The sequence below is a fragment of the Saccharopolyspora soli genome (assembly GCF_022678645.1).
In the GTDB taxonomy this organism is placed as follows: domain Bacteria; phylum Actinomycetota; class Actinomycetes; order Mycobacteriales; family Pseudonocardiaceae; genus Saccharopolyspora; species Saccharopolyspora soli.
Window position 1 is genome coordinate 331,737 of record NZ_JALBWV010000001.1, and the last position, 13,747, is coordinate 345,483.

16 protein-coding genes are annotated in these 13,747 nt (G+C 68.6%); 5 read left to right on the forward strand and 11 right to left on the reverse strand.

The window, feature by feature from the left end:
• Window positions 1–96: 96 nt before the first annotated feature.
• The gene (locus tag MOQ72_RS01510) at window positions 97–696 is read right to left on the reverse strand and encodes a hypothetical protein (RefSeq protein WP_242179941.1); all 600 of its coding nucleotides are present in this window, start codon (window positions 694–696) and stop codon (window positions 97–99) included.
• Window positions 697–987: 291 nt separating this feature from the next.
• Here MOQ72_RS01510 and MOQ72_RS01515 point away from each other — a divergent pair, with 291 nt between their 5' ends.
• On the forward strand, window positions 988–1,200 hold the full coding sequence (locus MOQ72_RS01515) for a hypothetical protein (RefSeq protein ID WP_242179942.1): 213 nt from the start codon (window positions 988–990) through the stop codon (window positions 1,198–1,200).
• Window positions 1,201–1,240: 40 nt separating this feature from the next.
• Here the strand turns inward: MOQ72_RS01515 and MOQ72_RS01520 are convergent, their stop codons facing one another.
• Both MOQ72_RS01520 and MOQ72_RS01525 read right to left on the reverse strand, forming a co-directional pair.
• Entirely contained in the window at window positions 1,241–2,107 is an 867-nt protein-coding gene (locus MOQ72_RS01520) for an alpha/beta fold hydrolase (protein WP_242179943.1), read from the reverse strand.
• A gap of 38 nt (window positions 2,108–2,145) precedes the next feature.
• Window positions 2,146–2,550, reverse strand: a complete 405-nt coding sequence (locus tag MOQ72_RS01525) for a hypothetical protein (protein WP_242179944.1) — start codon at window positions 2,548–2,550, stop codon at window positions 2,146–2,148.
• A gap of 232 nt (window positions 2,551–2,782) precedes the next feature.
• Here MOQ72_RS01525 and MOQ72_RS01530 point away from each other — a divergent pair, with 232 nt between their 5' ends.
• Window positions 2,783–3,502: a hypothetical protein gene (locus tag MOQ72_RS01530; protein ID WP_242179945.1), complete on the forward strand. Its 720-nt coding sequence runs from the start codon at window positions 2,783–2,785 to the stop codon at window positions 3,500–3,502.
• A 65-nt stretch (window positions 3,503–3,567) separates the two neighbouring features.
• Here MOQ72_RS01530 and MOQ72_RS01535 read toward each other — a convergent pair whose 3' ends face one another.
• Window positions 3,568–3,873, reverse strand: coding sequence for a hypothetical protein (locus MOQ72_RS01535; protein ID WP_242179946.1), 306 nt, complete (start codon window positions 3,871–3,873; stop codon window positions 3,568–3,570).
• A gap of 308 nt (window positions 3,874–4,181) precedes the next feature.
• Here MOQ72_RS01535 and MOQ72_RS01540 point away from each other — a divergent pair, with 308 nt between their 5' ends.
• Window positions 4,182–4,856, forward strand: coding sequence for a GntR family transcriptional regulator (locus MOQ72_RS01540; RefSeq protein ID WP_242179947.1), 675 nt, complete (start codon window positions 4,182–4,184; stop codon window positions 4,854–4,856).
• Between the two features lie 10 nt (window positions 4,857–4,866).
• Window positions 4,867–6,039, forward strand: a complete 1,173-nt coding sequence (locus MOQ72_RS01545; protein WP_242179948.1) for an MFS transporter — start codon at window positions 4,867–4,869, stop codon at window positions 6,037–6,039.
• On the opposite strand, the gene MOQ72_RS01550 is transcribed toward MOQ72_RS01545, so the two are convergent.
• The 7 genes from MOQ72_RS01550 to MOQ72_RS01580 all read right to left on the reverse strand — a co-directional run bounded on the left by MOQ72_RS01550 (window position 5,996) and on the right by MOQ72_RS01580 (window position 13,119).
• Complete coding sequence (locus tag MOQ72_RS01550; RefSeq protein WP_242179949.1) at window positions 5,996–7,009, reverse strand: asparaginase; 1,014 nt, start codon at window positions 7,007–7,009, stop codon at window positions 5,996–5,998. The two genes, MOQ72_RS01545 and MOQ72_RS01550, sit on opposite strands and share 44 nt — an antisense overlap.
• Complete coding sequence (locus tag MOQ72_RS01555; RefSeq protein ID WP_242179950.1) at window positions 7,006–8,442, reverse strand: amino acid permease; 1,437 nt, start codon at window positions 8,440–8,442, stop codon at window positions 7,006–7,008. The genes MOQ72_RS01550 and MOQ72_RS01555 overlap by 4 nt, the downstream gene beginning before the upstream one ends.
• Before the next feature lie 4 nt (window positions 8,443–8,446).
• Entirely contained in the window at window positions 8,447–9,118 is a 672-nt protein-coding gene (locus MOQ72_RS01560) for a FadR/GntR family transcriptional regulator (protein WP_242179965.1), read from the reverse strand.
• A 207-nt stretch (window positions 9,119–9,325) separates the two neighbouring features.
• Complete coding sequence (locus MOQ72_RS01565; RefSeq protein ID WP_242179951.1) at window positions 9,326–10,147, reverse strand: bifunctional allantoicase/(S)-ureidoglycine aminohydrolase; 822 nt, start codon at window positions 10,145–10,147, stop codon at window positions 9,326–9,328.
• A 148-nt stretch (window positions 10,148–10,295) separates the two neighbouring features.
• Window positions 10,296–11,012, reverse strand: a complete 717-nt coding sequence (locus MOQ72_RS01570; protein WP_242179952.1) for a M15 family metallopeptidase — start codon at window positions 11,010–11,012, stop codon at window positions 10,296–10,298.
• Window positions 11,013–11,210: 198 nt separating this feature from the next.
• Window positions 11,211–12,197: a phosphotransferase gene (locus MOQ72_RS01575; RefSeq protein ID WP_242179953.1), complete on the reverse strand. Its 987-nt coding sequence runs from the start codon at window positions 12,195–12,197 to the stop codon at window positions 11,211–11,213.
• Between the two features lie 34 nt (window positions 12,198–12,231).
• On the reverse strand, window positions 12,232–13,119 hold the full coding sequence (locus tag MOQ72_RS01580; RefSeq protein ID WP_242179954.1) for a class II glutamine amidotransferase: 888 nt from the start codon (window positions 13,117–13,119) through the stop codon (window positions 12,232–12,234).
• A gap of 211 nt (window positions 13,120–13,330) precedes the next feature.
• Here MOQ72_RS01580 and MOQ72_RS01585 point away from each other — a divergent pair, with 211 nt between their 5' ends.
• The gene (locus MOQ72_RS01585; RefSeq protein WP_242179955.1) at window positions 13,331–13,582 is read left to right on the forward strand and encodes a S1 RNA-binding domain-containing protein; all 252 of its coding nucleotides are present in this window, start codon (window positions 13,331–13,333) and stop codon (window positions 13,580–13,582) included.
• Window positions 13,583–13,747 lie beyond the last annotated feature (165 nt).

Consider the following 13,747-nt stretch of genomic DNA (forward strand, 5'->3'; position numbering starts at 1 on the left):
TCGTCCTGGTCGCCCCATTGTCGGCAACGAGGGCGCAACACACCTGCTCAGCTACCCGAAAGGGACGCCGGGCCACCGGTTGCACGTCGGGTGCGGTCAGCCCGGATAGCCGGGCGGGAGCGGGGTGGGTTGCACCGCGCGGCTCATACCCTTGGCGACGAATTCCGAAACGGCCCGCACCGCGTGCTGCCTGAGCAGCATCACCGTTACGGGATCCGATGATGTCTCGTTGATCCGGATGCCGTTCGGCAAGCGCTCGATCTGCAAGTCGACCAGTTGGTGGTGGGCGAAGATCTCCGCGAACAGCGGGTCCAACTGGCGAATCGCCGCGCCCCGTTGCAGGCGCAACTTCATCTGCTCGGCGTGCGTGCGGATGCGTTCGGCGAGATCGCGGTTGGAACTCGTGGTGGTCGCCCGGATGCCGTAGGAGAAGTGTTCGACCGTCCGCACGATGTCCTGGTGGTGGACGAGCAGATCGCGGATCACTTCGATGTCACGCATCAGATCGGCGTCCGCCACGTTGTTCGGCGTCAGCATCCAGTCCGGGATGCATTGCGGCGGCACCGCAGCGGATTGGATCCCCGTTGGTGGCTGGCCTTGTGCACACCCGGCCAACAGGCCGGGCAGGGGTGTCGCGACAGCGGCTGCCCAGAGGAGGAACTGGCGTCGCGGGCATTCGTGCTGCGCACCGACCATTTGCCGACCCTGCTGCGGAGGAACTCCTGCCCCCACGATGGCTCTGGCGTCGGTCGGTCGCAAGATGCGGCCGCTTTCGCGGAAATCCTGTCACACGGGTCCCAAAAACAACGCCAACACCTTGCGGCACAACAGCTGTCGCGCTGGGAATTCGGTTGGTCGCGAAGGCGACCCTATTGCACCGGCTGGCTATACTGATCGGAAAACTCCTGGTCAGCCGTTTTGGACACGGCATTCCCGGCTGCCAGGTGAGATCGCCATGTTCCCCGAAACGCATCAGGTGGCGGCACCATGAGTCTGATCAAGTGCGAAATCTGCCGTGGCTATTACGACGACAGCGAGGGAGACCTCGGGCACCGCTGCACCGGACTGCGGTCGGTGGACTGGGAGCACTTCGTGCGGTCGCTGCGGCACTGGATGGCGACCGACAAGAATGCCTTGTTCGAGGTCTATTACGCGCGCCGCAGCCGTGCCGGAAAGCACGACGACGACGCCCCGACCTGAAGGCTGGGGCCAGCTCTGCATTCAGCATGGCGGAACGGGATCAAGGCCCGACCCGCTGGCGCAGCTCGGTCTCGATCGTCTCAAGAGCTCGTTGCAGGTATCCCCGGAAGACCGGGTAGTTCTCGCTCATCGGGAAGTGCCCGATGTCGGCCATCTCGACGAACTCGGCCCCCCGGATCTCCGCGGCGGTCCGGCGCCCGTCTTCCGGCGTGGTGAGGTAGTCGTAGCATCCGGTGAGCATGACGACCGGGCAGCGCCGGGTGTCGATCTCGTGGAGTTGGCCGCGCAGATCGTGGTCTACGGAGTAGAAGTACAGGTCGCCGCGGAACGCCTCGGAGCCCTGCGTGTAGTAGAACCAGGTCCGGCGCCGATCCTGCTCCGGTGACTGCGGAGCCATCAGGTCCAGAACGCCGCTGGCGCACACCTGTGCCGCGTTGGCGTGCGGGTGCTGCCACCAGTCGAGGAAGAAGCCCGGCGAGTGGTCGGCCGCCTCGACCGGGATCACTGCGGCGAACCGGTCGGGGTGTCGCAGGGCCAATTGCAGCGCGATGTTCCCGCCGAACGAGGAGCCCATGAAGATCGGGTCGTCGAGCTCCAGCGCATCGCAGAACGTCACGATGAAATCCGCGAAGAAATCGGTGGTCAGCCGGTATTCCGACGTCCACCACTCCTGGTTGAGCGGCGGATCGGACTTGCCGTGCCGGGGCAGGTCGTAGGCGATGACCCGGTAGCGGCTCGTGATCTCCTCGTCCACCAGCAGACCGCGCCACTGGTGGTTGTGGCAGCCTGCCGTGTGCTGGCACACCAGCGGGCGGCCGGACCCGTTCTCCAGGAAGAAGACCTCGAACTGCCCGCCCTGCACGTCGAGCGTCACGTAATGCCCGGTGACCGGCGAGATCTGTGCCATGACGAGTTTCCTTTCACCGCACCGAAATCGGGGCGCCGCTAGACGGGGGAGCCGGTGGATCGCAGGAGTTCGAGATGGCGGACGACGCAGCGCAGGTTCTGCATCAGCACGAGCAGATCGCCGTCCAGCCGCATGTCCCGGCGGAAGGACGCCGCGAAGATCCCGTGGTACATCGGTTCGGGAATCGGCTGGGCGAACTTGCGCCACGTCTCGGCGCTCGCTCGGATGGCGAATTCGTACCGCTCGTCCAGCGGGCCCGGATCGACGAGGATGCGTTCGAGGTGGCCGCGGCTCATCCGGATGAGATAGCAGTGCTCGGCCATGTCGATCAGGAAGGCGCACGTGTAGTGCCTGCCGTGCGCCTGGATTTCGGGATCTTCGTTCGTGATCCGGCGGAAATCCTCGATCCAGCGCTGTTGAGCGGTTTCCGCGATGACGATCATGCCTTGCTCCTCGGCAATGTGCGCAACACGCGCGCGACGTCCCCGATCCGAAGTGGACCGCTTTGGCGGGCGAGCGAGGAAGAACGTTTTCCGGTTCTGCTGCCCTTTTCAACGCTAATCCCGGCGCATGGTCACCTCAAGGCACCGCGAACCACGCCAGTTCTCCGCACGCCTGTCGGTGCCTGCCGTTAGCATCGCGACGATCGGCGCCGAGACGGCTTGGAGGCCAGTGATGTCGTTCAAGGCCGAGCAGATCGCGGTGCTGGCCGAGTCCGGGTGGTCCAGGTGCGAGTCGGTGGCCGAAGCGGTGGCCAGTGCCGGGCTCCCAGCGGTGACGCCCGAGTACCTGGCAGCGGCCTTCTCCGCGCAGTCGTGGCAAGCCGCCGAAGCCGCGGTGCTCGCCCTGCGCGAGCACTTCGCGCCGGCGCGGTTCGCGGACGAGGTGACCTGGGGAATTCTCCTAGTACCGGATCCAGGGAAGTTGGACACCCGTCGCCCGATGGCCCCCACCACCAGAACGGACCAGCTCGGCACGCCCGCCGCGGACGTCTTCGACGAGCGACTGCCCGAAGGCGTCCTCGGATGCCAGCCCGGCACGCCGTGGACGATGGTCGCCACCGTCACGGGTGCCCGCGGGCCGTCCCTCGGCAGCTACGACCAGATCACCGGTGCGCCCGAGGAGGAGTTCACCGTGGCGGGCACGGACACCAGGAACCTGATGATCAGGCAGGTTTGGGGAGCCCGCGTCCTGCAAAGCGGACGCGACCTCCCGGACTGCGAATCGAACAAGCGTTGGACCTTCACCCTGTTCCCGGCAGAAGGTCTGACGGATGGATGCGCGGAATCGGGAACGGTGCTGAAGGGCAAGGTGCGCTATCGCCTGGGCAAACCGAACCGAGGCATCGGACCAGCCCGAACAGCCCCCGCAGTATCGATCCCCAATACCCGATGATGCACTGCTCGTCGCGGCGGCGGCCTGCTGCGGACAGCACGGCGCGCGGATTCCCAGCGACGATCTCACCGGTCCGGCTGCGTCGGTTCGTTCAGCGGGGCTGCGGCGCGGGCGCGGGCGAGGAGGCTCGCGACGGTGTTCACGAATTCGACATCGTGTGCGGCGATGCGCGCCAACGCCGAGTGCTCCTGGCTGTTGAGCTCCAGCTGCGCCAGCGGAGCGCGCAGTCGGTACAGGTTGGCGATGACCCAATTGCTGCGGAGCTGCTGGATCTGGTCGCCGGTGAGGCCCGGCGCCGACAAGATGGGCCTCTCGCGTGCGAATGCGGCGGGCGGCGGCCGTCGAAGCGCATCACCTCGGTCGTCGGGCATCGCGGACACCTCCTCGCTGCACACTTCTGCGTAGCAGGTGCCACATCGTCGCGATGCTGGCAAAAGTCCCGCGGGCTCAGAAATCAGCGGGAGGCGAGGTCTCGTACGCGGTCAGGAGTCAACTCACGGCACCGACCGAAGAGCTTATAATCTCTGCGAGCCAAGGGGTGGTCCACTCGACCGCTGGCCCGCGGAGTGCTGGAAGACCTTTGGTGGAAGGAAAATCGACCGGTGGCAGGTCGGCCCGTGGCTATCGCAGATGAGCGCCGGTGGGGACGCGGAAGGCTCGATGACAGGGAGCAGGTTGGATGACCCGACCGGTGGCGCCGTTGCTGACCAAGAGTGAGCTCGCGTACCACAGCGTGCGGGAGAAGATCCTGTCCGGGGAGTTCGCGCCCGGCTCGGTGATCAACCAGGCTCCGCTGGCGCGTGCGCTCGGTGTCAGCACGACGCCGCTGCGCGAGGCGCTTCGTCGGCTCAAGGCGGAGGGCCTGGTGGAACTCGACGCGCACCGCGACGCGCGGGTGACCGAGCTGAAGGCCGAGGAGGCCCGCGACCTCTTCGAGATGCGCCGATCGCTGGATCCGCTCGCCGCGTCCCTGGCCGCGCAGCGCCGGACGAAGGCCGACATCGCCGAGATCCGCGAGGCGGCCGAGGGGCTGGAAGCGCTGCCCGACGATCCCGAGTACGCCCACCTGCTGCACCACCGGCGATTCCACCGGGCGATCTACGTCGCCTCGCACAACGACCTGCTCGTCGAGACCCTCGACGGCCTCTGGGACAAAGCTGACCGCTACCGGCGCCTGGCCCTGGAGGTCGAGCGCGGCCCGGACGCGAAGGCTGAGAAAGTCCGCGAACACCAGCTGCTGGTGGACTCGGTCATCGCGGGCGACAGCGACACGGCCGCCGCCGTGATGCGCGAGCACATCGACACCAGCCTGGGGGCCCAGGCGGCGTGGCGGCTCAGGAAGTCCCGAGGATGATCCGATTCGCATGAACGACGGACGACGACAGCTCTGGATCCTCCTCGCGCATGCCACGTTGACCCAGATAGTGACGTTCGTGCTGCGACCCGCAACGTCCTATCGGGCGCTCGAACTGCACGTGCCCGCGTCGTGGCTCGGGGTGCTCTCGGGCAGCTTCGCGCTCGTGCCGCTGGTGCTCGCGCTGCCCGCCGGTCACATCGTGGACCGGGTGGGGGAGCGGCGGGTCATGATCGCGGGCGGGCTGCTGATGTGCGCGGGCGGCACCGTGTTCCTGATCTTCGGCGGCTCGATCCAGGGCTTGGTCGCCGGAAGCATCGTGCTCGGCACGGCGCACTTGTGCGCGGTCGTCGGCCAGCAGGCGCTGGTGGCCAACACGACCACAGCCAGCCGGATGGACACGGCCTTCGGCTACTACACCTTCGCCGCGTCGCTCGGCCAGGCGGCCGGACCCCTGCTGATCGTCCTGTTCGGCGGCACGCGAGCGATCCCCGACACGCAACCGATCTTCCTGGGCGCCACCGCGGTCGCCGTCGTCCTCTTCGGGTGTTCGTTCGCGATCTCCAGTGGCCCGATGACGCGTCAGCGGGCGACCGCAGCGCCGGTCGGCGTCGGCTCGTTGCTGCGGCTGCCGGGCCTGTTCCGGGCCTTGATCGCCAGCTGCGTGGTGCTCGCCGCAGTCGACATTTCGTTGGTCTACCTGCCCGCGCTCGGCACCGAGCGCAACATCGCCTCCGGACTCATCGGGATGCTCCTCGGCCTGCGCGCCGGTGCGTCGATGATCTCGCGGCTGTTCCTCGGCCGGAGCACCCTGCTGCTGGGCCGCCGTCGGCTGCTGATCGTGAGCATCGCGGCGTCGGCCGTGGGGCTGGGGCTCACCGCCGCGCCGATACCGATCTGGTTGCTCGCCATCGCGGTCACCGTCGCCGGGCTCGGGCTCGGCGTCGGACAGCCGCTGACCATGTCGTGGCTGGCCGAATCCACCCCGCCCGGCTTGCGCGGCCGCGCGATGTCGTTGCGGCTGACCGGGAACCGAGCCGGTCAGGTGATCGTTCCCGGCGCGGTCGGTCTGGTGGCCGCCGGACTGGGCGCGGCCGGGGTCCTGGGGGTGACCGCGGCGGGTCTGGCTTGGGCTGGCTTCATGGCGCGCAAGCTGTCCGTCGACCGTTCGCCGCCAGGCTGAACCGCGAGTTCACGCGGCGCTGAGTCAACTCGCCGACCACGGTGCGGCTCGGGTCGACGAACGGGGCGAGCAGGTCCGGTTCGACGCCCGCCAGGGCAAGCGCCGCGATGGTGGCCGGAAGCCGGGCCCGGTCGCCGCCGTCGGCGATCTTGATCGCGATCGCGGTGCCGCCGGGCAGCGCCGCGACCTGCACCGCCTCGAAGCCGTCCTTGGCGATCAGACCCGGCACCGCCGTCATCAGCTCGGTGGTGTCCCGCCGGGTCCCGGCGACCATTTCCGGGTGCGCGCGGATCGCTTGCGCGACAACGTTTTCCGCGCTTCCGCCCGGTGCTGCGGCGATCCGCCCCGCCGCAGCGGCCAGGCCGCGCAGCGAGACCGCGAACAGCGGCGCCCGGCAACCGTCCACGGCAACCTGGGCGACCCGCTCACCGGTCAGGTCCTGGACCGTAGCGGCGATTTCGCGTTGCAGCGGGTGCTCGGGGTCCAGATAGTCCGATGTGGACCAGCCGCGTTGTCTAGCGGTGTGCAACATCGACGCGTGCTTGCCCGAGCAGTTGTGCGCGAGCTTGCGCGCCGCGCGGCCCGATGCGACCCATTCGGCCCGCTCGACCGGGTCGAACGGCAGGTCTGCCGGGTTGCCGAGGTCGGCCTCGGTGAATCCGCCCAGGTCGAGCACCCGCTGCGCGCCGACGAGGTGGAACTGCTCGCCGGAGTGGCTGGCGGCGGTGAGCGCGAGCAGTTCCGGCGGCAGCGACAGACCGAGCCGGACCATCGCGACGGCCTGCATGGGCTTGGCCGCCGAGCGCGGGTAGCAGGCCGTGCTGCTGACGTCACCGGCCTGGAACAGCGTCGAGCCGTCCGGAGCGAGCACCACGACCGAGCCGTGGTGCACGCTCTCGGCGAGGCCGTCCCGAAGCACGTGCACGAGCGGCACGTGCGCGGGAACCCCGAGCGGGGCGGCAGACCTCAAGCGTCGGCCCTCTCGAACACCGAGGTGTCGATCTGCTTGCGAACGCGGAACCAGCCGATCACCAGCGCGAGGATGATCAACGGCAGTGCCATCAGGGTGATCCGGCCGGTCTCATCGAAGCCCATCAGCACGACCACCGACGCCAGGAACACGAGCGTGACGATCTCGGTGTACGGCGAGAACGGCAGCTGGTAACTGGGCCGGGTCACCTCGCCGCGCTGCGCCTTGCGGACGAACAGCAGGTGGCAGAGCAGGATGATGGCCCAGGTGGCGAGGATGCCGATCGAGGCGAAGTTCAGCACGATCTCGAACGCCTCGGCGGGCACCAGGTAGTTCAGCCCCACGCCGACCACGCAGACCGCGGCGGTCAGCAGGATCCCGCCGTAGGGGACGCTGGTCTTGCTCATCACACCGGTGAACCTGGGGGCCGACCCGGCCATCGACATCGAGCGCAGGATGCGGCCGGTGGAGTACAGCCCCGAGTTCAGGCTCGACATCGCCGCGGTGAGCACCACCAGGTTCATCACGTCACCGGCCGCCGGAACGCCGATGTGCGAGAGCACGGTGACGAACGGGCTCTCGCTCTTGCTGTAGGCGTCCCACGGCAGGAGCATCGCCAGCAGCACCACGGAACCGACGTAGAACAAGGCGATCCGCCACATGATCGAGTTGATCGCCTTCGGCATGATCTTCGCCGGGTTCTCGGTCTCGCCAGCGGCCACCCCGACCAGTTCGACGGCGGCGTAGGCGAAGATCACGCCCTGCATGATCAGCACCATCGGGATCACCCCGGCCGGGAAGATCCCGCCGTGCTCGCCGATCAGCTGCGGGCCCGGCGCGTTGCCGTCGATCGGGTGTTGGGTGACCAGCAGGAAGATCCCGATCACCATGAACAGCACCAGCGCGGCGACCTTGATGATGGCGAACCAGAACTCCATCTCGCCGAACAGCCGCACCGAAACCAGGTTGAGGGTGAGCACGATCGCCAGCGCGATGAGCGCGAGCACCCACTGCGGCACCGGGGTGAACGCCGACCAGTAGTGCGCGTACAGCGCGATCGCGGTGATGTCGGCGATGCCGGTGGTGGACCAGTTCAGGAAGTGCATCCAGCCCGCGGTGTAGGCGCCCTTCTCGCCCATGAACTCGCGGGCGTACGAGACGAAGGCGCCCGAGGAGGGGCGGTGCAGGATCAGTTCGCCGAGCGACCGGACGACGAAGAACGCGAACAGCCCGCACACCGCGTAGGCGATCGCGAGGGCCGGACCGGCCTGCGCGAGTCGCCCACCGGCTCCCAGGAACAGCCCGGTGCCGATCGCGCCACCGATGGCGATCATGTTGATGTGGCGTGCCTTCAGCGACTTGCGGTAGCCCGTGTCACCGGCGTCGGCGGGTCCGTGCTCCGGCCTGGTGGCCTGGAGGGTTCGGTCGGTCATGGAGTCAGGAATCCTCGTTCTTCTCGGCTGCGGTCTTGTGCCCGACGATGTCGGTGAGCGCGTTTTCGACGCGCGTCAAGTGGTGGGTCATCGCCTCGGTCGCGGCGTGCTCGTCGCCGCGCCCGATCGCGTCCACGAGCTGTCGGTGCTCGTCGTCGGACGCCGCGCGACGGTCGTCGCGCTGGTTCAGGAAGGCCGACTGCTTGGCCAGCGCGTCCCGGATCTCCTCGATGACCTTGCCGAACACCGGGTTGCCGGACGCTTGGGCGATGGTGATGTGGAACAGCGAGTCCAAGGCCACCCACGCCGTGTTGTCGGTTTCGCCCGACATCCGCTCCAGCAGGCCGGTGAGCAGGTCCAGGTCGTCGGGAGTGTGCCGCCGGGCGGCGTAGCCAGCGGCCGGGATCTCTACGTGGCGGCGGACTTCGAGGAGGTCGCGCGCCGAGTAGGGGCCGAACGTGGGGTTGTCGACCGGCCGGTTCGAGACCACGAACGTGCCCTTCCCGGTCCGCGACATGGTGAGGCCGAGGGCCTGCAGGCCGCGCAGCGCTTCCCGCACGACCGACCGGCTGACCTCGAACTCCTTGCCGAGGCTGGCTTCGGCGGGCAGCCGATCGCCGATCGCGTACTCGCCGCGTTCGATGGCGTCGCGCAGGTGGGCCAGCACGGCCTCCATCGCGCTGACCCGCCGGATGCCATGTCCGGCTGTCCGCCTGTCAGACAGCTCCATGGCAGGAAAGATTGGAGTGAATACACACCGTTGTCAAGTCTGTCGCCGATTAACCCGAAAGAGCCGTTTCGATACGTCCCGAATGCCCAGAGTAGCGGCGGGGCTGCTTCGCCCGTGAGTGCTCCGGACGCCGGAGCACTCACGGGCGAAGCGTCACGTCAGCTTGATCTGGCGGTTGACGTCCTTGTAGAGCAGGTAGCGGAACTTGCCGGGGCCGCCTGCGTAGCACGCCTGCGGGCAGAAGGCCCGCAACCACATGAAGTCACCGGCCTCGACCTCGACCCAGTCGTCGTTGAGGCGGTACACGGCTTTGCCTTCGAGCACGTAGATGCCGTGCTCCATCACGTGCGTCTCGGCGAAGGGGATCACCGCACCGGGCTCGAAGGTGACGATGTTGACGTGCATGTCGTGGGCCAGGTCGTCCGGGTCGACGAACCGGGTGGTCGCCCAGGCGCCGTTGGTGTCCGGCATCGGTGTCGGCGCCACGTCCTGCTCCTGCACGGCGAACGCCTTGGGAGCGGGGTGGTCCGCCAGCGGCTCGTACGCCTTGCGCACCCACTGGAAGGTGGCCACCGCGTCGGACTCGTTGGCCACCGACCACGTCCCGCCCGCCGGGAGGTAGGCGTAGCCACCTGGGGTCAGGACGTGCTCCTCGCCCTCGATGACGATGTTCAGGGTGCCGGTGAGCAGGAACAGCACCGACTCGACGCCGCGTTCGGGCTCGGGCTCCGCGCTGCCGCCACCGGGCGACACCTCGACGACGTACTGCGCGAACGTGGTGGCGAACCCGGCGATGGGCCTGGCGAGGATCCAGGCGCGGGTGCGGTTCCACCCAGGCAGGTTGCTGGTGACGATGTCGCGAAGCACGCCACGCGGGATGACGGTGTACGCCTCCTTGACGACGGCCCGGCCGGTCAGCAGCGTGGTCTGCGACGGCAGGCCACCTTCGGGGGCGTAGAACGTCGGCTCGCTCAAGGTGCAACTCCTGTCTTGATCTTCGTTCACCCGCTGCCGCCCGCGGCGCCTGCCGGGGATGCGCCAGGGGCGCAGCGTTCTGAGACGTCCACAGCGTAAGGCCCGGTGCCGGGCGCCACGTCGACCTACCGCCCCTGCTGGGGCACGGTCAGGGCAGCTCGAAGTGCTGGTAGTCGATCGGACTGGTCCACCGGCCGCCCCATCGCCAGCCGCGGTCGGTGAAGGCGCGCACGGCCGGATCGCCATCGTGCAGCATGCCCGGATCGCTGCGGGTGCGGTCCAGGAACATCGCCGCGTTCTTCGGCTGGACCGGGCCGGTGTTGTCGAGGTACGGGTTGATCAGCGGGTTGATGTCGACGGCTCGGCCGTACGCGTGGTAGGACCACTTGCCGCGGCCGGGGATGTCCCGGCAGTTGAACGCCGACGTGTTGTTGTCCTCCATGGACAACTCGTCCTCCGCGCCGGGGTAGTGGTCGACCGTGCGGATCTTCTCGATCGGGTACCGGATCCGGTAGAGCTGCTCGAAGGCGTCGATCACCTGCGGCACCCGGTCCTGGTTCACGACCAGCTGGCCGAGGTGCGTCCGGCCGTCGAAGCCGATGTGGCTGAGCTCGACCCTCCGCAGCTGGCTCGGCTCGACCGGACAACCCGGATGCCAGGTCGCGCCGAGCTCTGCGGCTGTGACCGGGTGGACGGTGGCGCTGAACTGCGGTGGGGATTCGGCCGAAACGCGTGGCGGCTCGGCAGGGGTGCGCGGCGGCTCGGCGGGAGCGCACTGCACGAGCGCGAGACCGACCGCGATCGTTCCCGCCAGCACGCCGACCGACCGACGCCTGGCGAACGGCGGATCGCGACGAGTCCGCATCGCTGGCTCCTCACCGGCACCAGATGCGCACCCGCGCACCAGTGACCTCGCGGCCCGGACGGGGAAAGCCCAACGCTACCCGCCGACGTCGCCGCGCCGCATTTGCGCACTGCCTGTCTCGCGTTGATCGTTCGGGATTGCATTGTCCACGTTGGCGCCGCCAACATCGCCATGCGGGGACTCGAATCGTTCGGGTTCTCATCGTGCGGTGCGGGTGAGGTCGTTGAGCGTTTCGGTGAAGCCCTGCCAAGCTTTTTCGGTGTCCGGGTTGCGGGAGTGCGGACCGCGGAACCACGCGACGAACTCGGCGACATCCACCAGACTCCAGCGCAGCCGGTAGAGGTCCAGCGCTGCCGCGTCCGGTGTGTGCCCCGTCGTTGCCGTGTAACGGGTGAACGTGGCCGGATCGTCGGAGAGGACCGACAGGTCGCGCTCCGGGATGGCCAAGCCCACGGTGTCCCAGTCGACCAGCGAGTATCCGCCGCTTCCGCGGAGCAGGTTGCCGGGGTGCGGTTCGCCGTGTGTCACGACGTGCTGCGCACCGCGTTGCTGCACCGCGTCGGCCAGGCGGTCGAAGTCGTGGAGACGGGTGCGGATCAGGTCTGCGTTCTCGGCGAGCAGTTCGCGCGCGGGTTCGGCGAACGGTCCGCCCTCCCACGTGCCGCGGAGTTCGTCCATAGTAGACTCCAGGCCGCTGCGCCCCAAAGGGGGCAGCGCGGTGACGGGAGTGGTCTCCGGAGGTGTGCTGCTGTGCAGTTCGGCGAGCAGGTCGAGGACCTGTACTCGCTGCGCGGCTGTCAGCTCCTGGTCGAAGTTGCCTGTTTCCCCTGTGGCGTAGGGAAATACACTCAGCGCGTAGCGGTCGTCCAGTGGCACGACCGGGTCACCGCTGGTGGCACGCAACGGAGCTACCACGAACCGCAGTCCGCGTTCGCGTAGGTTTGCTGCGGTGTTCATCGCTCGTCGCAGGCCGTCGAGGGCCGTCGCGGCATCGCCGCCGCAGTGCTCCTTGTGTTCGAGGTCGGCGACGGTGGCGAACCAGCGCTGGCCGTCGGCGCCGGTGATCTTCCAGTGGTAGTCGCCAAAACCGACCGGGGCGTAAGTCGCGGTCGCCGGGCCGATGCCGAAGTCGCCCAAGGCGTCCAACAAACGTTGTTCCGCCAAGCCATCGGGAAGGTGCTCCATGTTGGAACGTTAGCAACCGGACGGTACCCGGCGCTCAGATTTGCGACGCCGCCGCGTGGGCGTCGAGTTCGGCCAGGGAAAGCCGATGGCGTGGTGGGTGGTCCACGGCGATCTGCCGGGTGACGGTGAGAGCGCTGTCCACGTGCAGCAGTTCGCCCGGCCGCAGCTCGTGCCAGCCGGGGTCCTCGTCCATTCGCTCGCTGGCCACCACGACCGCCGGGAAGTCGGCCAGCTGGGAGCTGCGAGTTCGGATGCGCCCGGCGGAACTGGCGTGGTCCAGGTAGCGGTCGCCGCGCGCGCCACCGGCGGCACGCTCCAGCACGTGCAACTGGTGCGTGTCCGGGTAGCGCAGCGCCCACAGTTCGGTTGGTGTGGTCAGCACCAGGTTGAGCGCGTACACGGGAAGCGAGTCGGCGATCCACCGCGCCGCAGCGGTGATTCCGGGACCAACCGCACCACCGTGGGCGTCGATGTGCTTGGTGATCAGGGCGAAGAACCGTTCGGAATCGGTCTCGCCCTCGACCAGCGCGCGGTAGTCGCCGAGCTCGGCGTCCAACATCGGGAGATCGCCGATCACCCCGTTGTGGGCGAACAATCGGCCGTGCTGCTGGAAGGGGTGGGTGTTGCGCCGCTCCAGCGCACCGGTCGAGGCATAGCGGATGTGCGCGATGAAGGTGACCGACTTGCACTGCTTGGCCTCTTCGGCGAACCGCTGGTCCTCGTAGGCCGCGAGCGGGCACTTGTCCACCTGCGGTGTCCCGTCGGCGCTGAAGGTGCCGAGCCCGGTTCCGTCCGGTTCCCGGCGGCTCTGCCGCGCCAAGCTGTCGGGCGCTTCCAACAACCAGAACGTGGCGTGCACCCGCTTCGGCGCAGCCGACAACCCGAACAACCGGCACATCGCGGCCTCCTCCTCGCCAGCCACCGCAACAGGACGGAGGTACCCGGGTTGGCCGTCGGATAATCCGCAGCCAATGGCCGGATTCGGGTGCTAGAGTCAGGGCCGTGACTGCCGGGTCGGCCTTGAGCCATGCGCGAGGAAGGTACCCGGCCACGTCTTGATCGCCGGGCGGGCTCGTGGCCCGCCGCCCCCGTGGGCTTCGGGAAAGAAGTCTGCGGAGGAGGGAGGTGATCAGATGAGTGCTCCGCATTCCGATTTCGATTCCGCGGCGTGGGACGCCTTCGCGTCCCAGCACGCGTCCGGTGACGTGGTTACCGGGCAGGTCGTTTCGGTCGTCCCGTTCGGTGCTTTCGTCGACGTGGCTGGCGTCCACGGCCTGCTGCACAAGGTCGAGTGGTCGGACGAGCCCGAGGTTGGCGCGGAAATCCGGGTCCGCATCGCTGAGATCGACGCCGAACGCCACCGGATGAGCTTGCGCACCGCGTAGCCGATCGGCCCACCTGGCCGGGGGGGGGGGGGGGGGGGGGTGGGGGGGGGGGGGCCCCCCCGGGGGGGGGGGGGGGGGGGGGGGGGGTGTGGGGGGGGGGGGGGGGGGGGGGGGGGGGGGGGGGGGGGGGGGGGGGGGGGGGGGGGGGGGGGGGGGGGGGGGGGG